The 22,528-nt window shown below is 66.3% G+C and carries 24 protein-coding genes and 4 tRNA genes; 14 read left to right on the top strand and 14 right to left on the bottom strand.

The features are described 5' to 3' along the window. Positions 1-290: 290 nt before the first annotated feature. A complete protein-coding gene (locus tag ACEN9H_RS19745; protein WP_413671784.1) occupies positions 291-449 on the top strand; it encodes a hypothetical protein in 159 nt (52 codons plus the stop codon). Here the strand turns inward: ACEN9H_RS19745 and icmH are convergent. The 3 genes from icmH to tssJ are packed head-to-tail and all read right to left on the bottom strand — an operon-like array spanning position 436 to position 3,114. Beyond that, positions 436-1,197 carry a type IVB secretion system protein IcmH/DotU gene (icmH, locus tag ACEN9H_RS19740; RefSeq protein ID WP_413671783.1) on the bottom strand — a complete coding sequence of 254 codons (762 nt, stop codon included), beginning with the start codon at positions 1,195-1,197 and terminating at the stop codon, positions 436-438. The genes ACEN9H_RS19745 and icmH overlap by 14 nt on opposite strands. Continuing rightward, a complete protein-coding gene (tssK, locus tag ACEN9H_RS19735; protein ID WP_413671782.1) occupies positions 1,194-2,540 on the bottom strand; it encodes a type VI secretion system baseplate subunit TssK in 1,347 nt (448 codons plus the stop codon). The genes icmH and tssK overlap by 4 nt, the downstream gene beginning before the upstream one ends. 46 nt (positions 2,541-2,586) lie before the next feature. Then, positions 2,587-3,114 carry a type VI secretion system lipoprotein TssJ gene (tssJ, locus tag ACEN9H_RS19730; protein ID WP_413671781.1) on the bottom strand — a complete coding sequence of 176 codons (528 nt, stop codon included), beginning with the start codon at positions 3,112-3,114 and terminating at the stop codon, positions 2,587-2,589. A 198-nt stretch (positions 3,115-3,312) separates the two neighbouring features. On the opposite strand from tssJ, the gene ACEN9H_RS19725 reads away from it, so the two are divergent. From ACEN9H_RS19725 to tssA, 7 genes are all read left to right on the top strand, one after another. After that, the gene (locus ACEN9H_RS19725; RefSeq protein WP_413671780.1) at positions 3,313-3,906 is read left to right on the top strand and encodes a tetratricopeptide repeat protein; all 594 of its coding nucleotides are present in this window, start codon (positions 3,313-3,315) and stop codon (positions 3,904-3,906) included. Positions 3,907-3,932: 26 nt separating this feature from the next. Continuing rightward, entirely contained in the window at positions 3,933-4,439 is a 507-nt protein-coding gene (gene tssB, locus ACEN9H_RS19720) for a type VI secretion system contractile sheath small subunit (RefSeq protein WP_371762613.1), read from the top strand. Further along, positions 4,436-5,929, top strand: coding sequence for a type VI secretion system contractile sheath large subunit (tssC, locus tag ACEN9H_RS19715; protein WP_056128114.1), 1,494 nt, complete (start codon positions 4,436-4,438; stop codon positions 5,927-5,929). Before tssB ends, tssC begins: the two co-directional genes overlap by 4 nt. Before the next feature lie 30 nt (positions 5,930-5,959). After that, positions 5,960-6,451: an Hcp family type VI secretion system effector gene (locus ACEN9H_RS19710; protein WP_371762614.1), complete on the top strand. Its 492-nt coding sequence runs from the start codon at positions 5,960-5,962 to the stop codon at positions 6,449-6,451. 82 nt (positions 6,452-6,533) lie between these two features. Continuing rightward, positions 6,534-7,031, top strand: coding sequence for a type VI secretion system baseplate subunit TssE (tssE, locus tag ACEN9H_RS19705; RefSeq protein ID WP_413671779.1), 498 nt, complete (start codon positions 6,534-6,536; stop codon positions 7,029-7,031). After that, entirely contained in the window at positions 7,016-9,655 is a 2,640-nt protein-coding gene (gene tssH, locus ACEN9H_RS19700) for a type VI secretion system ATPase TssH (protein ID WP_413671778.1), read from the top strand. The genes tssE and tssH overlap by 16 nt, the downstream gene beginning before the upstream one ends. Before the next feature lie 10 nt (positions 9,656-9,665). Continuing rightward, positions 9,666-10,640, top strand: a complete 975-nt coding sequence (tssA, locus tag ACEN9H_RS19695; RefSeq protein ID WP_413671777.1) for a type VI secretion system protein TssA — start codon at positions 9,666-9,668, stop codon at positions 10,638-10,640. Position 10,641: 1 nt separating this feature from the next. Here the strand turns inward: tssA and phaP are convergent, their stop codons facing one another. Both phaP and ACEN9H_RS19685 read right to left on the bottom strand, forming a co-directional pair. Continuing rightward, positions 10,642-11,199, bottom strand: a complete 558-nt coding sequence (gene phaP / locus ACEN9H_RS19690; protein WP_056128124.1) for a TIGR01841 family phasin — start codon at positions 11,197-11,199, stop codon at positions 10,642-10,644. 59 nt (positions 11,200-11,258) lie between these two features. Then, positions 11,259-11,462 (bottom strand): hypothetical protein, encoded by a 204-nt coding sequence (locus tag ACEN9H_RS19685; RefSeq protein ID WP_371762304.1) that lies wholly within the window; start codon positions 11,460-11,462, stop codon positions 11,259-11,261. 82 nt (positions 11,463-11,544) lie between these two features. Between ACEN9H_RS19685 and cueR the strand changes: the two genes are divergently transcribed. Both cueR and ACEN9H_RS19675 read left to right on the top strand, forming a co-directional pair. Next, on the top strand, positions 11,545-11,949 hold the full coding sequence (gene cueR, locus ACEN9H_RS19680; RefSeq protein ID WP_056128131.1) for a Cu(I)-responsive transcriptional regulator: 405 nt from the start codon (positions 11,545-11,547) through the stop codon (positions 11,947-11,949). Between the two features lie 37 nt (positions 11,950-11,986). Continuing rightward, positions 11,987-12,883: an alpha/beta hydrolase gene (locus ACEN9H_RS19675; protein ID WP_413671776.1), complete on the top strand. Its 897-nt coding sequence runs from the start codon at positions 11,987-11,989 to the stop codon at positions 12,881-12,883. A gap of 82 nt (positions 12,884-12,965) precedes the next feature. On the opposite strand, the gene ACEN9H_RS19670 is transcribed toward ACEN9H_RS19675, so the two are convergent. From ACEN9H_RS19670 to ACEN9H_RS19655, 4 genes are all read right to left on the bottom strand, one after another. Further along, a tRNA-Leu gene (locus tag ACEN9H_RS19670) sits at positions 12,966-13,050 on the bottom strand. A 40-nt stretch (positions 13,051-13,090) separates the two neighbouring features. Next, a tRNA-Leu gene (locus ACEN9H_RS19665) sits at positions 13,091-13,175 on the bottom strand. Positions 13,176-13,215: 40 nt separating this feature from the next. Then, positions 13,216-13,300 (bottom strand) — tRNA-Leu (locus ACEN9H_RS19660). 28 nt (positions 13,301-13,328) lie between these two features. Continuing rightward, positions 13,329-13,413: transfer RNA gene (locus ACEN9H_RS19655), tRNA-Leu, on the bottom strand. A gap of 303 nt (positions 13,414-13,716) precedes the next feature. Between ACEN9H_RS19655 and rnr the strand changes: the two genes are divergently transcribed. The 4 genes from rnr to ACEN9H_RS19635 all read left to right on the top strand — a co-directional run bounded on the left by rnr (position 13,717) and on the right by ACEN9H_RS19635 (position 18,717). Then, positions 13,717-16,314: a ribonuclease R gene (rnr, locus tag ACEN9H_RS19650; protein ID WP_413671775.1), complete on the top strand. Its 2,598-nt coding sequence runs from the start codon at positions 13,717-13,719 to the stop codon at positions 16,312-16,314. Between the two features lie 3 nt (positions 16,315-16,317). Continuing rightward, on the top strand, positions 16,318-17,064 hold the full coding sequence (gene rlmB / locus ACEN9H_RS19645; protein ID WP_413671774.1) for a 23S rRNA (guanosine(2251)-2'-O)-methyltransferase RlmB: 747 nt from the start codon (positions 16,318-16,320) through the stop codon (positions 17,062-17,064). Positions 17,065-17,276: 212 nt separating this feature from the next. Further along, the gene (cysE, locus tag ACEN9H_RS19640; protein ID WP_056128138.1) at positions 17,277-18,014 is read left to right on the top strand and encodes a serine O-acetyltransferase; all 738 of its coding nucleotides are present in this window, start codon (positions 17,277-17,279) and stop codon (positions 18,012-18,014) included. 13 nt (positions 18,015-18,027) lie between these two features. Next, the gene (locus tag ACEN9H_RS19635; protein WP_413671773.1) at positions 18,028-18,717 is read left to right on the top strand and encodes a YceH family protein; all 690 of its coding nucleotides are present in this window, start codon (positions 18,028-18,030) and stop codon (positions 18,715-18,717) included. Here the strand turns inward: ACEN9H_RS19635 and ACEN9H_RS19630 are convergent. The 5 genes from ACEN9H_RS19630 to ACEN9H_RS19610 are packed head-to-tail and all read right to left on the bottom strand — an operon-like array spanning position 18,677 to position 22,412. Then, positions 18,677-19,444 carry a hypothetical protein gene (locus ACEN9H_RS19630; protein ID WP_413671772.1) on the bottom strand — a complete coding sequence of 256 codons (768 nt, stop codon included), beginning with the start codon at positions 19,442-19,444 and terminating at the stop codon, positions 18,677-18,679. The genes ACEN9H_RS19635 and ACEN9H_RS19630 overlap by 41 nt on opposite strands. Further along, positions 19,441-20,187: a hypothetical protein gene (locus ACEN9H_RS19625; protein WP_413671771.1), complete on the bottom strand. Its 747-nt coding sequence runs from the start codon at positions 20,185-20,187 to the stop codon at positions 19,441-19,443. Before ACEN9H_RS19625 ends, ACEN9H_RS19630 begins: the two co-directional genes overlap by 4 nt. 4 nt (positions 20,188-20,191) lie before the next feature. After that, positions 20,192-21,184, bottom strand: a complete 993-nt coding sequence (locus ACEN9H_RS19620; protein WP_413671770.1) for a hypothetical protein — start codon at positions 21,182-21,184, stop codon at positions 20,192-20,194. After that, positions 21,181-22,050 carry an ABC transporter ATP-binding protein gene (locus tag ACEN9H_RS19615; RefSeq protein WP_036234786.1) on the bottom strand — a complete coding sequence of 290 codons (870 nt, stop codon included), beginning with the start codon at positions 22,048-22,050 and terminating at the stop codon, positions 21,181-21,183. The genes ACEN9H_RS19620 and ACEN9H_RS19615 overlap by 4 nt, the downstream gene beginning before the upstream one ends. Further along, positions 22,047-22,412 carry a GntR family transcriptional regulator gene (locus tag ACEN9H_RS19610; RefSeq protein WP_056128153.1) on the bottom strand — a complete coding sequence of 122 codons (366 nt, stop codon included), beginning with the start codon at positions 22,410-22,412 and terminating at the stop codon, positions 22,047-22,049. The genes ACEN9H_RS19615 and ACEN9H_RS19610 overlap by 4 nt, the downstream gene beginning before the upstream one ends. Positions 22,413-22,528 lie beyond the last annotated feature (116 nt).

The raw sequence follows: 22,528 nt of genomic DNA, 5'->3' as shown, positions 1-22,528 counted from the left end.
GTATTTGCAAGATTAATATTCTTGCATAGCGCGTATGAACAGCGCCATGCAAACGTGGGGCGGCCATGGCGACATCCGGCCCTTCCTGGCGCTAGCGGAGGGCCTGCAGGCGGTGGGCAACGACGTCCACCTCGTGATCACTTGCGTCGACGGTGGTGCCCATGAAGGCATGGTGTCGGCGAGCGGCGCGAAGATCAGCGTCGTCGCGTCGCCCGTGCTCGCGCCGGAACAGCAGCAGACGGTCGGCAGGACGGCTTACGAGATCCGCAAGCCCCACTTTGCATTCCCCGATGCAGATGGCGACTATCCTGCGGCCGTGCCTGGACCCGGTCGAAGACGCCATGGTCGAGGCCGCGCGCCGCCTGTGCGCCGAGTCCGACGTGCCGACCGGCCATGACTTCATGTACCCGTTGCCGACGTTCGGGCACCAGGACGTCACGGTAGTGTGATCGTCACATTGGCCGACCGCGGCGGCAGCTTGACGAGGTCGTTGTAGCTGACGAGCGCCCGATCCGTCTCGCGCCCCAGCGCACTGCGATAGCCCAGGTAGGCGCCCAGGCCGGCCAGCGCGAACACGCCGCACAAGACCCACAGCGACGTGTCGCTGCCGAGCCTGTGGGCGATCTGGTCCGGCCGTTCCGCATGCGGGGCGAACGTGCGGCTCTTGTTGCGCATGCGGGCGATCTCGTCGCCCAGGCGCGCCGTCAGGTAGTTCAGCTTGTCGCGGCCGTCCAGCGCGAAGCGGCCCTGGAAGCCGAGCAGCAGGCACAGGTGATAAACCTCGAGTGCCTGCAGGTGCGCGCTGCCCTTGGCGCGCAAGTCTTCCAGGCGCTGGAAGAAATGTTCACCGGCGAGCTGGTCGCCGAACAGGCGCAGCTGCAGCGGACGGGTTTCCCACGCTTCGCGGATGGCGTACTCGGAACCGAGGATGATCTCGTCGACGGCGGCGCAGAACGCATATTTGGCTGCCGTCACATCGTCGGCCGGGATGCCGAGCGACTTGGCGCTGCGGTCGACTTCGCCGAGGAAGCCCGTCATGCGGTCGGCGAACGCGGCCTGCTCCTGCGGGCCGCAACCGCTTTTCAGAAGGAATAGGGCGTAGAAACCCTCGTACATCAGGTCGACGAGGGAGGCGGGGGCGGTGCCGGCGGCGCCGCGCGGGGAGGGCGCGGCGCGCCGTTCGACGGGATGGTTCATGCTGCGATCGCAATCAGTTCGAGTTTAAGGTCACGGATGCCGTTCGGGACATAGATCGAGATGGCCTGCGCCTTGAGCATGCTGTCGTACAGCACGCCGCGGTTGTCGAGCACGAAATACACCATGTCCGGGCGTACGGGGAGCGCGCTGGGCACCTGGGCCGCATGCGCCAGCTTCACGCCGGGCATGGCGGTCAGCACCAGCTTGTCGACGTCTTCGGGGGCGCCGATCTTGAAGCGCAGAGGGACGATGTCGACGAGCTGCAGCGCCGGCAGGTCGGCGGCCACGCCCAGGTACAAGGTCGTCTGGACATTGATCTTGCCGGAGTCGAGCGCGCCCAGGTGATACGAGGGGCGGTCGTTCGACAGCGCGATCGCGAAGTAGCGCGACGAGATCACGGTGTCGAGCAGTTCGCGCAGGATGCCGTCGAGGCGGGCGAAGGCCGGTCCGGGATCCTGGTGGGCATAGGCCGGCAGGTCTTCCAGCCGGGCCGTGCGCGAAAACGTCATCAGCCCGCCGGCCAGCGACAGCAGCTCCTGGAACAGGCGCTCCGGATGCAGTTCCCGGTGGGCGAGGTAATGCGTCAGCGCCGCGTAGCCGGTGCTGACCGTGTGCAGCAGCCAGAACGACGCGACGTCGCCGCCGCGCAGTTCGACGACGTGGCGGCCCGGTTCGCGGTAATGGCCGTACAGCGCATTCACCTTGGCCAGCAGTTTTTCCATCAGGCGCACCAGACGCGCGTGCAGGCCTTGCGCGCCCGCGATCGACAGGCTGGGCGGCGTGAACGCCTGGTCGATCTCGAAGCCGCCTGTCGCCACGCGCTGCAGGCGCACGAGCGGAAAGCTGTCGTAGGCGTCGAGCGCATCGAGTTCGGACACGAGCCGCACCGTGCAGGTCAGGTAGGCCACGGGGGCCGGCGCGGCCTGGCTGAACAGGTCCTGGGTGTCGTGCTCGCGCTGGCCGAAGCGCGCATCCGGCCGCGCCGCGCCCCGCTCGGCGCAATTGTCTCCATGCGTTTTCAGTACGGGCAGAGCGGCGTGGAAGGTGATTGCCTGGACGTCGGGCGGCAGCTCGTCGAGGCGAACCTGGGGCGGCAACGGATCCTGGTCCGGAGCGCGCACGAGGTCGCCATCGGGGAAGATCAGCGCCAGCTCGGTCACGCGCAGCGTGTCCGCCTTGAGGGCATCGGCATCGATGGCCAGCCGGCGCACGCCCCAGCAATAGGGATGCAGGGCGCTGGCCGTCTCGTTCAGGCGCGCTTCGTGGTAGCGGTCCTGTTGCTGGAAGTGCTGGGGACGCAGGAACAGCCCTTCGCCCCATAAAACTTTCGCCGGAATGTTCATGAGCCTCCCTTCGCAAATCTCTAGCTTGCTGGAAACGTTGCGGCGCTTATTGACAGTGGACAAGAGACAAAGCCTTGGCGGCATTGCCGGCCGACAGGGCACAGGCGTGCAGGCCGATGGTCGCGCCGGCGCCTTCGGCATCTGCGGCCGGGATGACGGCGCGCCAGGCATTGCCTGACGGCGAGTGGAACAGGGCGACGACGCCGAGCCAGGGCGTGTCGCGCGCGAGGCTGTCGTTGATGTCGAGGCGCTGGCCCGGCACCAGCGTGACTTCCCTGGCCTCGACGAGGTCGGCGCCGAGGGCCTCGCGCTCCGCCTGCGACGACAGGAACGCGGCGTAGGGGGCCTGGTCGAACGCGCCGCGCTGGCGCATCTTGTAGATCTTGACGAGCAGCGCCAGCGACTGGCCGCGCGCGTCGACGTTCAGGCGCGGCGCCGCATGCAGGTGCACGACGACGTTGCGCGGCGGCTGCTGGGATTCCGGTACGGGCGCCGGCTTGCGCAGCCCGAGCGTGCCGCCGGCACAAGCGCCGAGCAGACCGGCGGCGCACAACACGATCCACGTTCGTTTCATCGTTGCTCCTTGCATCTGATAAAGAGAACACGACGATTTAACGGGATCGCCCGCCATGCACCCTGAGCAGGCGCAATACCCGCTCAACAGCCTCTTCGACGCGGCGCAATGAGGCGGCAAACCTGCGTTGATGGCACGCAATTCTCCCCAGAAACCGTTCACCAATAATGGCGTCTGATTTCAACCCGGGAGAGCCAGATGACCTTCGAACGCCTGATGCCGCTTGCGGCGGTGCCCATCACATGTGTCATGTTGTTGTCGGCCTGCGCCAGTACCGCGCCGGCGGCAAGCCATGCGGCCAAGGCGGCGCCGACGATGGCGAGCGCGATGGCCGAAGTGGATGCCGCCGTGCTCGCGGGCCAGAACGACAAGGCCTACGCGATCCTGAAGAATGCCGGCACCGCCTTCCCGACCGACAAGACGCCATGGGTGCGCATGGCCCAGATGCACTTCGACAGCACCAACTACGGCGAGGCGATCGTCGACGCGCTGGAAGCGCTCGAGCGCGACCCGGACGATACGCTGGCGAACAGCATCGTCGCCGTCAGCGGTCTGCGCGTGACGAGCAAGGCGCTGTCCGACCTGAGCCAGAAAAACAACCTCACCGGCAACGTCCGCACGGAGGCGCAGGACCTGGCCAAGCTGCTGCGCACGAGCCTCAACGAAGACGTGCTGGTGCCGAACAACCGTCCCGCCGCGCCGCGCGTGAAGGAGGCGATCAGGAAGGCCGTCGGCGCCGCGTCCACTGCTCGTACCACCGCATCGAGCGATCCGTTCGGCGCGCTCAAATAATCCGTCCACAGCCCACTGGAGTCGACATGGCAAAGAATGAAAGCGTGCAGAAACGCCTGCAGAAGGTGCGCGCGCCGCGCGTGCAGATGACGTACGACGTCGAGATCGGCGATTCGATCGAAAACAAGGAATTGCCGTTCGTGGTCGGCGTGTTGGGCGACTTCGGCTCGGACCCCGATGCGGCCAAGAAGCGCCTGAAGGACCGCAATTTCGTCAACGTGGACGCCGACAATTTCGACGAAGTGCTGGGCGGCGTGGCCCCCGCGACGAGCTTCCGCGTGGAGAACCATCTGTCGCCGGAAGGCGGCGAATTCGCCGTGCAGCTGCAGTTCAAGCAAATGGATGACTTCCGCCCGGAAGCCGTCGTGCAGCAAGTGGCGCCGTTGAAGGGCCTGCTGGAAGCGCGCGGCAAGCTGGCCGACCTGCGCAACAAGCTGGCCGGCAACGACAAACTGGAAGACCTGCTCAGCGACGTGCTGTCGAATACGGAAAAACTCGGCAGTCTCCGCAAAGGCGGCAAGGAGGAAGCATGAGCGCGATCCTCGATACGGCGAACGCGGCGCAGGCAGCGGCTCCTGAACTGGACATGTCCCTGCTCGACCAGATCGTCGAACAGAGCCGGGTGGCGAAATCGAGCAGCGAACATGAACGGGCGCGCGACATCATCTCCGAGCTCGTGAGCCAGGTAATGGAGGGCACGATGGTCGTGTCGACGAATCTGTCGGCCACGATCGATGCGCGCCTGGCGGAGCTGGACCGGATGATCTCGGCCCAGTTGTCCGCGATCATGCACGCGCCTGAATTCCAGAAGCTGGAACGCAGCTGGACCGGCCTGCACTACCTCGTCAAGAACACGGCGACGAGCAACGGGCTGCAGGTGCGCATGCTCAATGCGAGCAAGCGCGAACTGGTGAAGGACTTCCAGTCGGCGCTCGAATTCGACCAGAGCACGCTGTTCAAGAAAGTCTATGAAGAAGAATTCGGCAGCTTCGGCGGCGCGCCGTACGGCACCCTGATCGGCGATTTCGAGATCACGCGCCAGCCCGAGGACATCTATTTTCTCGAGCAGATGTCGCACGTGGCCGCGGCCAGCCATGCGCCGTTCATCACGTCCGCCGGGCCGGAACTGTTCGGCATCGAGAGCTTCGGCGACCTGGGCAAGCCGCGCGACCTGGCCAAGGTGTTCGACACCGTCGAATACGCGAAATGGAAGGCGTTCCGCGAATCGGAAGACGCGCGCTACGTCGGCCTCACCTTGCCGCGCTTCCTGGGCCGCTTGCCGTACAACCCGGCCGACGGCACCGCCACGGAAGGCTTCAATTTCGTCGAGGACGTGGACGGCACCGACCACCAGAAATACCTGTGGTGCAACGCCGCGTACGCCTTCGCGACCAAGCTGACCAAGGCGTTCGAGGACTATGGCTGGTGCGCCGCAATCCGCGGCGTCGAGGGCGGCGGTCTCGTGGAAAATCTCCCCACCCACACGTTCAAGACGGACGAAGGCGAGATCGCGCTGAAATGCCCGACCGAGCTGGCGATCACGGACCGGCGCGAGAAGGAATTGTCGGACCTGGGCTTCATCTCGCTCGTGCACTGCAAGAACACGTCGTACGCGGCGTTCTTCGGCGCGCAGTCGGCGCAGAAGGCGCGCAAGTACGCGAACGAGGCGGCCAACGCGAACGCGCTGCTGTCGTCGCAGCTGCAATACATCTTCGCCGTGTCGCGCATCGCCCACTACATGAAGGCGATGATGCGCGACAAGATCGGCAGCTTCGCCGCCGCATCGAACGTCGAGGATTACCTGAACCGCTGGCTGACGCAATACGTCCTCCTGGACGACAACGCGAGCCAGGAACAGAAGGCGCAATTTCCGCTGCGCGAGGCGAGCGTGCAGGTGGCCGAGGTGCCCGGGCGGCCGGGCGTGTACCGGGCCGTGTCGTTCCTGCGCCCCCATTTCCAGCTCGACGAATTGTCCGTTTCGCTCCGATTGGTCGCGGAGTTGCCGCAATCGACCAAGAACTGATTCTTTCAACAACTTGAACTGGAGTAGAACATGGCAATTGACGTATACCTGCAAATCGACGGCATCAAGGGCGAATCGGCCGACGACAAGCACAAGGATTGGATCGAGTGCAAAGCGGTCAACTGGGGCGTGACCCAGCCGAAGTCGGCGACGGCGTCGACGGGCGGCGGCCATACGGCCGAGCGCTGCGAGCACGAGGAGATCGAGATCGCCAAGCTGGCCGACCTGTCCTCGCCGCTGCTGCTGCAGACCTGCTCGTCGGGCAAGACGATCCCGAAGGCGAAATTCGAATTCATGCGCGCCGACGGGCAGGGTGAACGCGTCAAGTACTTCGAGATCGAGATCGAGAACGTGCTGATCGGCTCCGTCAAACCGACGGTCGCGGAAGGCGATTTCCTGCACGAGAAGGTCGGCCTGAAATTCTCGAAGATCAAATGGAAGTACACCCAGCAGAAGATCGGCGGCGGCGCCGGCGGCAACACGTCGGGCGGCTGGGATCTCGCCACCAACCGGGTCGTCTGAATACGCATTCCTGACTTACCCCGCGTCTTCCGCGGCCCCCCGGGCCGCGGTTTTTTTACTGCGTATTTGTACGGGAGCCGCGATGACCGCCTATGTTCCCGGCCTGCTCGACCGCCTGATGGGCGAGCGGGCCCACCCCGGCCGACCAGCGGGCGAGCAGCTCAAGGACAGCATCGCGCGCGACCTGGAAGCGCTGCTGAATGCCCGCGCCGGCCTGCCGCCCGGAGCATTCGACGCCTGGCCGCTGGCGCGCGCGTCGGTCCTGAACTATGGCCTGACCGACTTCGCCGCGTTCTGCCTGTCGAGCAGCGAGGACCGGGCCGCGATCTGCGCCTGCCTGAAGGACGCCATCGAGTGCCACGAACCGCGCCTGAAAAACGTCAGCGCGACCCTGGCTTCGGAGCAGGGCGGCGTCAACCGCCTCAGTTTCGTGATCAATGCGACCCTGCACGCCGGTCCCGGCGCGGCTGTCGTTCCTGTCAATTTCAACGCCGTGCTGCAGCCATCCTCGCTGAACTACGCGATTTGCAGGGCTGCCGCGTCAACTCCACAAAGGACCTCGACATGGATATCAACCTGAAGACCCTGATCGCCAAGCTGAACGACGTCACGCGCTCGGCCGCCACGCGCGCTGCCGGTATCTGCGTGGGGCTCGGCCAGTACGAAGTCGACATCGAGCACCTGTTCCTCGCGCTGCTGGAGCAGCCCGGGAGCGACCTCGTGGTGGTGGCGCGCGCGGCCGACGTCAGCCTGACCGGCCTCGAATCCGATTTGCGCAAGGAAGTGGAGCGCCTGCCGTCGGGCAGCGCGCGCACGCCCGTGTTCTCGCGTCACCTGCCCGTGCTGTTCGAGCATGCGTGGCTGATCGCATCGCTCGGGGCATCGGGTCATCCGCAGCACATTCGCAGCGGCCACCTGCTGCTCGCGCTGCTGACGGAGCCGGGCCTCGCGCAACTGGCCCAGCGCGCGTCGCGCCACTTCGCCGGCTTCCCGCTCGACCGCCTGAAACTCGATTTCGACAAGCTGACGCACGGCTCCGACGAAGCGCCGGCCGTGCTGGCCGCCGCCCCGGCGCCGTCCGCGGACCCGGTCACCGAACTGCAGGCGAGCGCGCCCGGCAAGACGCCCGCGCTCGACCAGTACACGGCCTGCCTCACGGCGCGCGCGCGCGAGGGCAAGCTCGATCCCGTGATCGGGCGCGATGCCGAGATCCGGCAAGTGATCGACATCCTGATGCGGCGGCGCCAGAACAATCCGATCCTGACGGGCGAGGCGGGCGTGGGCAAGACGGCCGTCGTCGAAGGCCTCGCGTTGCGCATCGCGCAGGGCGACGTGCCCGATGTCCTGCGCGGCGTCGAGATCCACACGCTGGACCTGGGCCTGCTGCAGGCCGGCGCGAGCGTCAAGGGCGAGTTCGAGAACCGCCTGAAGAACGTGATCGACGAGGTGAAGAAAAGCCTGCATCCGATCATCCTGTTCATCGACGAGGCGCACACGATGATCGGCGCGGGCGGCACTGCCGGCCAGAACGACGCGGCCAACCTGTTGAAGCCCGCGCTGGCGCGGGGCGAGTTGCGTACCGTGGCCGCCACGACGTGGAGCGAGTACAAGAAATACTTCGAGAAGGATGCCGCGCTGGCGCGCCGGTTCCAGGTCGTGAAGGTCGAGGAGCCGAACGAGGAGACGGCGAGCGCGATGCTGCGCGCGATGGCGCCGCTGATGGAGGCGCATTTCGGCGTGCGCATCTACGACGAGGCGATCGTGGAAGCCGTCCGGCTGTCGCACCGCTACATCAGCGGGCGCCAGCTGCCGGACAAGGCCGTCAGCGTGCTCGATACGGCCTGCGCCAAAGTCGCGCTGGGCCAGAAGGCGACGCCCGCCGTGCTGGAGGATTGCGCGCGCAGGGTGGAGCGCCTGGACGCGCGCATCCAGGCGCTCGTGCGCGAGGAGAGCGCGGGCGCGGACCACGGCGCCGCGCTGGCCGCGCTGCACGCGGAGCGTGCGCAGGCGCTGGACGAACAGGACCGCCTGCGCGCGCGCTGGGATGCCGAGCAGGCGTTGTGCGCCGAGGTCCACGCGATGCGCGCGCGGCTGGAAGCGGGGCAGGGCGACAGCCCCGGGCTGCGCGCGAAGGTCGCGGAGCTGCATGCGCTGCAGGGCGAGACGCCGCTCGTGCCCGTGCAGGTCGACGGCCAGACGGTGGCCGCCATCGTCGCCGCGTGGACCGGGATCCCGCTCGGGCGCATGGTGAAGGACGAGATCCGCACCGTGATGAATCTGCAGGGCTTGTTGGACGAACGGATCCTCGGCCAGGGCCACGCGAGCGGCATCGTCGCCCAGCGCGTGCGCACGGCGCGCGCGCACCTGGAGGACCCGAACAAGCCGAAAGGCGTGTTCCTGTTCGTCGGCACGTCCGGCGTGGGCAAGACGGAGACGGCGCTCGCGCTCGCGGACCTGCTGTACGGCGGCGAACGGAAACTCGTCACCATCAACATGAGCGAATACCAGGAAGCGCACAGCGTCTCCGGCCTGAAAGGCTCGCCGCCGGGTTATGTCGGTTATGGCGAGGGCGGCGTGCTGACGGAAGCGGTGCGGCGCAATCCGTACAGCGTCGTGCTGCTCGATGAAGTCGAAAAAGCGCATGCCGACGTGCTGGAGCTGTTCTTCCAGGTCTTCGACAAGGGCGTGCTGGACGACGCGGAGGGCCGCCAGATCGACTTCCGCAACACGATCATCATCCTGACGTCGAACGCGGCGTCGAGCCAGATCATGCAGGCCTGCCTGAACAAGGCGCCGAACGAGCGGCCCACGCCGGACCAGCTGGCGGAACTGATCCGGCCCGCCCTCATGAAGCATTTCAAGCCCGCGTTCCTGGGCCGCCTGACGGTGGTGCCGTTCTATCCGATCGACGACGCCGTCCTCGCCAACATCATCCGCTTGAAGCTGGACCGCATCGAGCAGCGCGTGGCCGTCAACCACAACGCCCGCTTCGAATACGACGATGCGCTCGTGGCGGCCGTGCTGGCGCGCTGCACGGAGGTCGATTCGGGCGCGCGCAACGTCGACACGATCCTGAACGGCACGTTGCTGCCCGAGATCGCGGATGCCGTGCTGGCGCGCATGGCCGAAGGCGGCGCGATCGGCAAGGTGAAGGTCGGCGCCACGAAGGCCGGCAAGATCAAGTACGCCGTCGAACCGGCGTGAGGAGGGCACCATGCTGAACCTGGAACGGCTGCTCGCGCCCGTCAGCGCGGACAAGCCCTGCGGCGACGACCTCGCGTTTTCCAGCGAGATCGACGCCATCGTGCGTGCGCGCCAGGCCGACGATCCGTCGCTGGAGCAGGGCGCCTGGGTCACGGACCTGAAGGAGGCGGACTGGAAGTTCGTGGGCCGGGAGTGCGTCCGGCTGATCGAACAGCGCAGCAAGGACTTGCAGCTGGCCGTGTGGCTGGCCGAGGCCAGCGTGCAGACGGCTGGCGTGCGCGCGCTGGCCGACAGCCTGCTGTTGATCGCCATGCTGTGCGAGCGTTACTGGGACGGTCTGCATCCGCTGCCGGACGAGGACGGGGTCGAGCGCCGCATCGGCAACCTGTCCTGGCTGGCGGCGCGCATCGCGCCGTGGCTGCGCGCCGTGCCGCTCACCGACGGCGCGGACGGCCACGCCCAGCGCGACTTCGACGCCGCGCGCATGCAGGGCGGAGATTCGCTGGCGAAGCTCGAAAGCGCGCGCCAGCGCACGTCGCAGACGTTCTATGCGAACCTGATGCGCGAATGCGAGCACTGCGCGGGCGCGCTCGACCGGCTGGAAAAGAGTGTCGACGCGGTCGTCGGTGCGGACGGTCCGAGTTTCAGCGCCGCGCGCGCGGGACTGGAAGGTCTCGTCCTGTTCATCAAGCCCGCATTGAAGGAGGCGGTGCCGGTCCCCGGCGCGGCCGATGTCGTCGTCGCGGCGCCGGCGCCGACGGCGGCCGGGCCGCTGCAATCGCGCGCCCAGGCGCTGGCCCAGCTGCGCGCCGTGGCGGATTATTTCCGCCGCACGGAGCCGCACAGCCCCGTCGCCTACCTGGCCGACAAGGCCGCGCACTGGGGCGAGCAACCGCTGCACGTGTGGCTGCGGTCGGTGGTGAAGGACGACGCGGCGTTCGCCCAGATCGAAGAGATGCTGGGCGTCGGGCCGCGGCCGTCCTGATTCAGTGCGACGTGGGCGCTTGCGACTGGGCGGCTTTCAACCGCTCGGTCGCGCGCGCGACCTCCTCCTCGACGCGGCGCATGGCATCGCGTGTCGACTGCGTCACCTGCTCGTAGCCCTTGAACGCATTCTCGATCGCGGCCTTGATGATTTCCACCGCGTTTTCCTGGCCCGGCTTGACGTTTTGCGTGACGTCGTAGATCAGCGCGGACAGCGTGTTCTTCGCTTCGGCCAGGTGGGTGTCGGCGGCCTGCTCGAATTCGCTCTTGATATCGCCGATGATCTGCTTGAGCTGTTCGCCATAGGCCGTCGCTTCCGTCACGCCCGGCTGCACGCGCGCCTGCAGGGCATCGATGGCCGTCTTCGGGTCCGGTGCCTGGCTGAACTGGCGGCTGGCCTCCAGCGTGTTTTCCATCGATTGCTTGGCGGTCGCCAGGTTCAGCGCCACCACCTGCTCGACGCCCTGCACGGCCTTGGTGGCCAGGGCATTGAAAGTCTGCATCTGAAGATCGAACAGGGTCTTGGTGGCGTTTGCGAATTGCTCGGGGTTGTTGAACATCGATTTCTCCTCGGTTAGGGGACTACGGCGACCTTCTTGTTGCAAGCTCCTCTGGTGGATTATTTAGCAGGCAATGGTTTTTCGCAACGGGCGTCACGATACGGCCCGTCGGCGCGCGCCCAGCCTTCGCCGAGCGGCGTCTGCGAACAGACGATCGTGCCGGTGCTCTTGCTGCGCCAGTGATACCACGGCGCCGGGGCCGCGTTCAGGACGACCGGGCCGGCCAGGGCGATGGCGAACAGGATGAGGACAGTCTTCTTCATGGTTAGCCGAGCTTAACCTCTTGGCGCGGCAAGTCAAGCGGCCCCTTGAGCTTCCCATCGTGGGAAGGTGTATGCTGGCACCATGAACGACACCTATTTCAACATCGGCGAGGCGGCCAAGGCGTCCGGCGTGACGGCGAAGATGGTGCGTCATTACGAAGCGATCGGCCTGTTGCCGCCGGCGCGGCGCACGGAGGCGGGCTACCGGCTGTACGGCGACGACGACGTGCGCATGCTGCAATTCATCCATCGCGGCCGCGCGCTGGGTTTTTCGCTCGACCAGATCGCGGACCTGCTGGCGCTGTGGCGCGACAAGCACCGGGCCAGCGCCGACGTGCGCCGCCTGGCGCTCGAACACATCGCCTCGCTGGACCGCAAGATCGCGGAACTGGAAGCGATGAAGCGGACCCTTGCGACGCTGGCCAGCTCATGCCATGGCGACGCCCGCTCCGACTGCCCCATCCTCGACGATCTGGCGGCCCACTGAACAAGCCGGCTGGACCGGAGCCCGGCATTGCGGTCTAATGGCCGACATGCCGTTCCGCCTGCCGCTCTCCGCCTGCCTGATCGCACTCGCCGTCCTCCTGCTGGTGGGCGCCGCCGTCGTGTGGGCGATCGGTTCGAAGCTGATCGCGGTCGAGCCGCGGCCCGTGGCGCTGGCCGGCCCCGCCTTCGAGGACGTGGTGCTGCGCGCGGCACCGGACCAGCGCGTCGTCGGTTCGTGGCTGCCGGGGCGGGGCCGCGGCGCCGTCCTGCTGCTGCACGGGATCCACGGCGACCGCCGCGACATGGCCGAGCGCGCCCGTTTTCTCAACGGCCAGGGCTATGCGGTCCTGCTGATCGACCTGCCGGGCCAGGGCGCCAGCACGGCCTCCTTCGTCACGTTCGGCCTGCGCGAGGCGGACGGCGTGCGGGCCGCGCTCGAGGAGTTGCGGCGGAGGGCGCCGGGGCAGCGCATCGGCGTGATCGGCGTGTCGCTGGGCGCGGCGTCGCTCGTGCTGTGCCGCGATTGCCCTCCCGTCGATGCCGTTGTGCTGGAATCGATGTATCCGACGATCGAGGAAGCCGTCGCCAACCGCCTGCGCATGCGGCTGGGGCCCGTGGGCGGGCCGCTGTCCGCGCTGCTGCTGTGGCAGCTGCCGCTGCGCCTCGGCATCCAGCCGGATGCGCTGCACCCGATCAAATATGTGGGACAGGTCAAGGCTCCGGTGCTGATCGCGTCCGGCAGCGCTGACCTGCATACGACCCTGGCCGAAACGCAGCGGCTGTACGAGGCCGCCGCGCAGCCGAAAGCGGTGTGGGTGGTGGAGGGCGCCGCGCACGTGAACCTGCATGCGTACGCGCGCGAGGAATACGAGCGGCGCATCGGCGCTTTCCTGGCGGCGCATCTGGATCCGGTATCGGTCGCGGACGAACGCTGAAACGCAAAACGCCGCAATCCTTTTGCAAAGATTGCGGCGTTTTGCGCCAGTATCCTGGTGGTCTCGAAGACCGGGTAGCTTTTGGTGCCCACGGAGGGACTCGAACCCCCACACCTCGCGGCACATGGACCTGAACCATGCGCGTCTACCAATTCCGCCACGTGGGCATGCAAAACATCAAAACGTACAACAAACTGCGGTAGCTTCTGGTGCCCACGGAGGGACTCGAACCCCCACACCTCGCGGCACATGGACCTGAACCATGCGCGTCTACCAATTCCGCCACGTGGGCATGCAAAACATCAAAACGTACAACAAACTACGGTAGCTTCTGGTGCCCACGGAGGGACTCGAACCCCCACACCTCGCGGCACATGGACCTGAACCATGCGCGTCTACCAATTCCGCCACGTGGGCATACAAAACCACTTCAATGCTCGCCAGCTGGTGCCCACGGAGGGACTCGAACCCCCACACCTCGCGGCACATGGACCTGAACCATGCGCGTCTACCAATTCCGCCACGTGGGCATTGGACCGCTTTGCTTGCATTGCTCGACGTTGCCGTCGAATTCCGCTACGATATCAGGCTTTGCCGTTTTGCGCTAGACCAACTTTCGTTCGATCCCGGCGCGCATCGCCTGCGCAGCGCCTTCGTTTTCGGCTGGGCCGTTTCCGAAGAGACCGAAAGTATAGCGGATGGATGGCAAATGTCAAAGTCCCTCCGAGCGGGACCATCCCTGCACGCTTCACGGACGACGTTAGGCGAATCCGCCGGTCCTCCGTTACACTACGCGTGCCTACGTGTCAATGTAACGATATCCGCGCCGTCAGATGGACGGCGCCACCACCAAGAAGATAAAGAATACAAATTTGAAGCACCCAACACATACCATTCCAAGCCGCGAGGAAATCCTCGGCGTGTTCCGTGAGGCCAAGAGCCCGCTCGACAGCGGCGCCCTGGCCCGAGCCCTGCAAGTCAACCCGGAAGCGGAAGGCGTGCTCACGCGCCGCTTGAATGCGATGGAGCGCGACGGCCAGTTGCGCGCCAATCCCGCGGGCGAATATGCGCTCACGGACCACTCGAGTTTCATTTCCGGCCGCATCAGCGCGCACCGCGACGGCTTCGGTTTCGTCATCCCGGACGAGGGCGGCGAAGACCTGTTCCTGCCCGATAAGGAAATGCAGAAGGTCCTGCACGGCGACCGCGTGCTGGCCCGCGTCGTCGGTACCGACCGCCGCGGCCGCGCCGAAGGCACCATCGTCGAAGTCACGGAACGCGCCAACACCCACGTCATCGGCCGCCTGCTGAACGAGAACGGCGTCTGGGTCGTCGCGCCGGAAGACAAGCGCATCGGCCAGGACATCCTCGTGTCCGGCTCGCCGGGCAAGGCGAAGTCCGGCCAGGTCGTCAGCGTCGAACTCCTCGAGCAGCCGTCGCGCTTCCGCCAGCCCACCGGCAAGATCGTCGAAGTACTCGGCGAACTGGACGACCCGGGCATGGAGATCGAGATCGCCGTGCGCAAGTTCGGCGTGCCGCACATCTTCTCGCCGGCCGCCATCAAGCAGGCCAATAAACTGCCGAACGAGGTGCGCGACGCCGACCTCGCGGACCGCGTCGATCTGCGCGACGTGCCGCTCGTCACGATCGACGGCGCGGATGCACGCGACTTCGACGATGCCGTCTACTGCGAACCCGTCAAGATCGGCCGCACGAAGGGCTATCGCCTGCTCGTCGCCATCGCCGACGTGAGCCACTACGTGAAGCCGAACGATGCGCTCGACGGCGATGCGATCGAACGCTCGACGTCCGTGTACTTCCCGCGCCGCGTGATCCCGATGCTGCCGGAAAAGCTGTCGAACGGCCTGTGCTCGCTGAACCCGGCCGTCGATCGCCTCACGCTCGTGTGCGACATGGTCGTCACGATGGACGGCGAAGTGAAGGCGTACCAGTTCTACCCGGCCGTGATGCACTCGGCGGCGCGCCTGACCTATGACGAGGTCGCCGCCATCCTGGGCAACACGAACGGACCCGAAGCGGGCCGCCGCCCCGGCATCGTGCCGCACCTGCTGAACCTGAACGAAGTGTTCCGCGCGCTGCTGCAGGCGCGCCAGGAGCGGGGCGCCATCGACTTCGAGACGACGGAAACGTATATCGTCTGCAATGCGATGGGCAAGATCGAAAAAATCCTGCCGCGCACCCGCAACGACGCGCACCGCCTGATCGAGGAATGCATGCTGGCCGCCAACGTGTGCGCCGCGGACTTCCTGATCCGCCATGACCAGCCGAGCACGTTCCGCATCCACGCGGTGCCGACCGAGGAAAAGCTGAACCAGCTGCGCACCTTCCTGAAGCAGGTGGGCCTGAACCTGGGCGGCGGCACGACGCCGCAGGCGCGCGATTACGCCGAACTGATGACGCGCATCAAGGAGCGTCCGGACGCCACGCTGCTGCAGACGATGCTGCTGCGTTCGATGCAGCAGGCCGTCTACAGCCCGGACAACGTCGGCCACTTCGGCCTTGCGTACGAAGCCTATGCGCACTTCACGAGCCCGATCCGCCGCTACCCCGACCTGCTGACGCACCGCGCCATCAAGGCCGTGCTGAAGGGCAAGAAGTACGAGCCGACCGGTATCGACCTGTCCAAGCTGAACACGACTGTGTCGAAAGCGGTGCGCAAGCAGGCGACGAAGGACAAGGCCGAAGGCAAGCAAAAGGATCCGAAGGACCTGACGATCTGGGATGCCCTGGGCGTGCACTGCTCGGCCAACGAACGCCGCGCCGACGAAGCGTCGCGCGACGTCGAGAACTGGCTCAAGTGCTACTACATGAAGGATAAACTCGGCGAGGAATTCACCGGCGTGATCTCGGGCGTGACGCCGTTCGGCATCTTCGTCCAGCTCGACCAGTTGTTCGTCGAAGGCCTCGTGCACGTCACGGGCCTCGGCACGGATTATTTCCAGTACGACGAAGCCCGCCACGAACTGCGCGGCGAACGCACGGGCCAGGTGTACCAGCTGACGGGCCGCGTCACGGTGCAGGTGGCGCGCGTCGACCTGGAATCCCGCAAGATCGACCTCGTGCTGGCGCAGCCGAAAGACGTGGAGCCGGCGCCGCTGGAACGTGCTCGTGCCGCCGCGCTGGACTCCATGGAGCCGAAGCCACCGCGTCGCAGGAAAGCAAAAGCGGCGAAAAACGGTGCCGTGCCGGTCTCGCAGCAGGAAGCCCGCGCAACGCCGGCCGAACCGGCCGCCTCCACGTTCGGCGCCACCGACGAAGGCGAAGAGGATGTCGTGTTCGTGCCGCCCACGCGCGGCCGCCGCGGCCCCCGCAACGCCTCATCCGCAGCAAAACCGACCGCGACGAAAAAGACCGCGGCGAATAAAAGCGCTCCCACAAAGAGCGCCTCCAAAACCAGGAAGAAGAAGTAACGCATGAAAAATAAAATGATTTTTGGCTTCCACGCCGTCACCTCGCGCCTCCGCCACGAGGCCGCCAGTGTGGAAGAGATCTTCGTCGATGCCGGCCGCCAGGACCGCCGCATGCAGGACCTCATCGCCAATGCGAAGTCGGCCGGCGTGCGCGTGATGCCCGTCGACGCCGAGCGCCTCGACAAGATCGTCGGCACCCGCCGCCACCAGGGCGTGATCGCGTTCGCGAGCCAGCTGTCGCTGGCGCGCAACCTGGACGAGTTGCTGGATGCCGTGGAAGGGCCGCCGCTGCTGCTGATCCTCGACGGCATCACCGACCCGCACAACCTGGGCGCCTGCCTGCGCGTGGCGGACGGCGTCGGCGCGCATGCCGTCATCGCCCCGAAGGACCGCTCCGTCGGCCTGAACGCGACGGCGGCCAAGGTCGCCAGCGGTGCCGCCGAGACCGTGCCTTACATCACCGTGACGAATCTGGCGCGCACGATGCGCGACCTGAAGGAACGGGGCATCTGGCTGATCGGCACGTCCGACGATGCCGACAAGGGCTTGTACGAAGGCGATTTCACGGGCCCGACGGCGCTCGTGATGGGCTCGGAAGGCGAGGGCATGCGCCGCCTGACCCGCGAGACCTGCGACCTCCTCGTTTCCATTCCCATGTTCGGCTCGGTCGAGAGCCTGAACGTCTCCGTGGCCTCGGGCGTCTGCCTGTACGAGGCCCGTCGCCAGCGCCTGGCGCGCGAGCCGCAGTAATCCCACCGTCGTCCCCGCGCAGGCGGGGACCCATACTGAGCGGCCGAAGTCCTGACATTCAGGGCCTGTCTTATTATCAGAAATTACGATTTCTGATACTCGGCATGGGTTCCCGCTTTCGCGGGAACGACGGCTCTCCAAAATTGATTCCTTCATAAGCAAGTACGGCGCGGATACGCTACCATGCTGCTTCACTTGCACGAATCACGACTATGTTTTCCAACCTGCGCGAAGATATCCAGAGCATCATCGAACGCGACCCTGCGGCCCGTAACGCATGGGAAGTGCTCACCTGCTACCCGGGCCTGCATGCCGTCGTCATGCACCACTGGGCGCATGCTTGTTGGCGCGCCAACTTCCGCTGGCTGGGCAGGTTCATCTCGTATTTCGCACGCATTCTGACAGGCATCGAAATCCACCCGGGAGCCACGATCGGCCGCCGCGTGTTCATCGACCACGGCTTCGGCGTCGTGATCGGCGAGACGGCCGTCGTCGGCGACGATTGCACGATCTACCAGGGCGTCACCCTGGGCGGCACGACGCTCGTCGCGGGCACGAAGCGCCATCCGACCCTGGAGCGCGGCGTGATCGTGGGCGCCGGCGCGCAGGTGCTCGGCGCGTTCACGGTCGGCGAATACGCGAAGGTGGGCTCGAACGCCGTCGTCGTCAAGCCGGTTCCGGCCGGCGCGACGGCCGTCGGCAACCCGGCCCACATCGTGCGCAAGGAAGATCAGACGCGCAGCGCCCAGATGTTCGCCGCGTACGGCGTCACGCCGAACGGCGACGATCCGCTGTCGAAGGCGCTCCGTAACCTGATCAACCACGTGGCCCAGCAGGACGAGCAGATCGAGCGCATGTGCGCGACGATGAAGGCGGCCGGCATCCGCTGCCATACCCCGGACGAGAGTGATAAACTCGACCAGGCACAACTGAACCGGCTCGTAGATTAAAGGACCACCACCGATGCAAGACGACATCCCGGGCAGCTTCGACCCGGCATCCGACCTCGACCCCAACGAAATCCGCGTACTGGGCGTCCTTGCCGAAAAAGAGGCGCTGACGCCCGACAATTACCCCATGTCGCTGAATGCGGTGATGAACGGCTGCAACCAGCTGTCCAGCCGCGATCCCGTGATGCAGCTGTCGGAAGACGTCGTCCACGACACCCTGCAGCGCCTCATGCAGCGCAAACTCGTGAACGGCATCGCCCAGGCCGGCGCCCGCGTCATCAAGTACGAGCACCGCATGCGCATCAAGTGGACGCTCGAGCAGGACAAGGTCGCCGTGCTGACCGTGCTGATGCTGCGCGGCCTGCAGACGGCGGGCGAGATCCGCAACCGCACGGGCCGCCTGCACGATTTCAAATCGGTGGCCGAGGTGGAAAGCGCGCTGCAATTCCTCATCGACAAGTACCCGCCGCTCGTCGTCCGGCTCGAACGGGCGCCCGGGACGAAGGAATCCCGCTACGGGCAATTGCTCGGCGGGGCTATCGACGTCGCGCGCGTGGATGCGGGCGGTGGTGCAGCCGCGGGCCGCGCCGGCGGCTCGACGGGCGCCCGCGTGGCGCAGCTGGAGCAGGAAGTGGCCGCGCTGCGCAGCGAAGTCGACGAACTCAAGGCGCAGTTCGCGGCGTTTCGTCAGCAGTTCGAGTAAGGTCCGCGGACACGCCTTCGTCGAATTGCACGCGGGCGTCGTCCGGCCAGCCCGTGTCGCCGATCGGCACCATCATGTTCCAGCCGTGCGTTTCCAGCGTGCGCGACCGTTCGCCGTCGCGCAGCACGGCCCGCACGCCCGGCCGCGGCGCCGGCGTGCCGTAGTTGAAATCCTTCTTGGCGCACCAGTCCGACGTCAGCATCAGCGTGTTGATTGCAGCCTTCGCCATGAACGGCATCTGGTCCTTGACGATGGCGATGGTGACGCGGCACTCCAGGCGCAGGTCGCCCAGCCGGCGGACGTTGTCCGGCAGGCCGGCCGTGCGCACTTCCGGATGTCCCGTGTACAAACCGTTCTTCTGGTTCAGGATGAACGTGGCGTCCGCATCGTAGGCGGCCTGGTTGCGGCCGACGGTGAGCAGGCCCGCGGCATCGATGGGGACGTCTTCCTGGAAGCTCCCGTCGTCGCTTGCGAGCCGCAGCCGCAGGCCGTCGCCCGCGTTCGCCGGGGCGCCTTCCGCGTGGCGCATGCGGAAGCGGAGCAGGGCGTGCGGCGCCAGCGCGCGGTGCGCGTCGAACGCGTCGAGGCCGGCCACGACGCTGCGGTACGAGCGCATTTCCGGATCCGCGATGCCCTTCACCTGCACCGACGGCACGGGGTCGTCCGCATGCGCGGCGGGCAGGGCGCAGGCCAGCAGCGCGCACAGCGCTACAATCGTACGCTTCATGGCGCGGCTCCTTCCGGCGCGACGAACGCGAGGTCGACGACGGCATCGTTGCCCCAGCTGGCGTCATACAGCGGGAGTTCGAACTGGCGACCCTTCACCTTCAGCGGCAGCGTGCGCTCGCCTTCGCGCAGCATGGCGGACGCGAGCGGCGACTCCACGTTCACGGACCACGTGCGGTCCTGGTCCTTGAAGAAACTGCACCAGTCGCCCGTCAGGAACACGGTGTTGGCCAGCGCGACGGCCCAGAACGGCGCCTCTTTCTTGGCGACGGTGACGAAGACCTGGCATTCGAGCCGCAGGTCGCCCAGGCGGCGCTGGTTGTCGGCCAGGCCCGGCGTGCGCACGTAGGGCCAGACGCGGACCTCCTTGCGCTTGCGGCTCAGCACGAGTTCCGCGTCGGCATCCCACGCCGGCTGGCTGCGCGGGACGTCGAACAGCGCGTCGGCGCCGACCGGCAGCGCCAGCGTGAACGCATCGGCGGCCAGCTTCGCTGTCGGGAGGTCGCCTTCCAGCAGGGCGCCGCCACGCTTGCGTACGGCGAACCGCAGTTGCGGGACGGCGGGCGCCAGCGCGTGCTGCGCGTCGAAGGTGTCGAGGCCGGCCGCGATGGCGCGGTAGGAATGCATCTCCGGATTCTTGATCGCATTCACGTGCACGACGCCTTCGCGGTTTGCGCCCGGCTCGACGTCCTGGGCGCAGGCCGCGGCGGACAGCAGGGAGAGGGCGAGGAGGGTGGCGCGCACGGCTTCAGCCCTCGTCGCGCCAGCGACGCATGCGGATGGCGGCATACAACATCGCGACGCCCAGCACCACGCCGATCCACGCATCGGCGCCGGCCAGCGACAGGTAGGACTGGGACACGAGCCCGCCCATGTCGACACCGTGTTCGGTCGGACGCATGCCGGTCTGCAGGCCAGGCTGGAACGTGAACCAGATGCCAGGCACGATGCCGCCGAGGATGCGGGCGACGACGTCGCTCGCATAGTGCGACAGCAGCAGCGTCTGGCCGGAAAAATTCTCGAGCGCCGCGTTGATCCACTTGATGATGACGAGCGCGACGACCGGCACGCCGACGGCCCACAGGAACGGCTTCGATTTCGCCCAGCTCGACACGAGCATCAGCCAGCCCACGGTCGGCAGCGCCCACACGACGTACACCGGCAGCAGGGCGGCGAGGCGCAGCGGCGACAGGTACAAATCGGACGACGCCAGCAGCGACGCGAACAGATTCAGTCCCTGTGTACTGAGCGCCAGGCAGGCGATGAAGAGCAGGGCCAGCGAGGCGGCGACGGCCAGCACGAGCGTGATCGCGGGTGCGACGACCATCGCCATGACCGCCTTCGACAGCACCGTCATCGGATCGGACACGGGCAGCGATTTCCAGAACAGGATGCTGCGGTCGCGGCGCTCGTCGTACAGTGCGCCGAGGCAGTAGAAGAACACGACGCCGACCAGGATCGCGAACAGGGGCGCCGATGCGCCCAGGTACATGCCGGTGGCGATCTTCGCGACCACCAGCTTCGTTTCCTCGGGCAGGATCTGGTCGAGACGGGCGTGATCCAGCGTCTGGCCGTTGATCGTCACGTGCGCGGGTATGCCGTGCTGCATGATGCCGTAGGTGATCGTGCAGCCCAGCAGCACGACGAGCAGTGAGCCGACGATGAGCGGCGCCCAGAACATCGAGCCCTTATGCTCCCAGAACTCTCGCTTGAGCAGCCATGTCATGGTGTTCGTATTCATGCGTAGGTTCCTTTCATGGTCGCCACGAACAAATCGGCGACGGACGGATTACGGGTTTCGCCGAGCGCGGCCAGCTGCTGGCGCGACGCGCCGCCGGGGCCGGCATCGAACAGCAGCACGGCCTTGCCGAACACGGTGCGGCGGTCGAGCGGCTGCAGCGCGTTGGCGGCGCTCAGTTTCTCTTGCGGCACCATCACCTCGACATAGCGCTCGCCGATTTCTTCCATCGACGCGGCGAGCACGATGCGGCCGTCGCGGATGAACATCAGGTCGGTCAGGATGTGCTCGACTTCCTCGACCTGGTGCGTCGTGATGACGATCGTCTTGTGCTCGTCAAAATAGTCTTCCAGCAGGTTCTGGTAGAACTGCTTGCGGTAGATGATGTCCAGGCCCAGCGTGGGTTCGTCCAGCACGAGCAGCTTCGCATCGATGGCCATCACGAGGGCCAGGTGCAGTTGCACGATCATGCCCTTGGACATCTCCTTGACCTTCATGCCAGGCTGCAGCTTCGTGTTCGCGATATAGCGTTCCGCCTTCTCGCGGTTGAAGCGCGGGTGCACGCCGGCCACGAAGTCGATGGCGTCGCGCACGCGCAGCCAGCGCGGCAGGATCGCCACGTCGGCGATGAAGCAGACGTCCTGCATCAGCTCGTCGCGGTGGGTGCGCGGGTCGAGGCCCAGCACGGACAGCTCGCCTTCGAACGGGATCAGGCCCAGCGCGGCCTTCAGCGTGGTGGTCTTGCCCGAGCCGTTCGGGCCGATCAGGCCGACGATGCGGCCGGCGGGGATGGTGAAGTCGATGCCGTTCACCGCCGTGCGCTTGCCGTAGCGCTTCGTCAGGTTTTTCGCTTCGATCACGGCGCTCATTTGTCGCCTCCGGCTGGTTCGCGCAGCAATTGGTCGATGTCGAGGCCGAGGCGGCGGATCCGCTCCAGCATCGCCGGCCACTCCTCGCGCAGGAAGCGCTCCCTTTCGCTGGCGAGCAGTTTCTCGCTCGCACCTTCCGTGACGTACATACCGATCCCCCTTCGTTTTTCCACTAAGTTGTCGTCGACCAGTTCCTGGTAAGCCTTCGAGACCGTGATCGGATTCAGCTGGTATTCCGCTGCGATCTGGCGCACGGAGGGGAGCGGATCCCCGGCCTTCAGGGCGCCATCGAGCATCATACCGATCACCCTGTCCTTCAACTGCCGGTAGATTGGAGAGTTGTCATTCCAGCCGATGGTCATTGCCGGCCTCCTTGCGTCGCGGTGCAGTCCATGTCATGCCTGCCTCCATGTTGGTGATGTAGAGTCGTGGTGTTGTAGTGAAGTATAACACCATGTCGGCAATGGTCAATACAGCA

Source organism: Massilia cellulosiltytica, from assembly GCF_047325105.1.
In the GTDB taxonomy this organism is placed as follows: domain Bacteria; phylum Pseudomonadota; class Gammaproteobacteria; order Burkholderiales; family Burkholderiaceae_D; genus Telluria; species Telluria orientalis.
The sequence above is the reverse complement of the archived record's forward strand: the minus strand, read 5'-3'. Positions and strand labels throughout refer to the sequence as shown.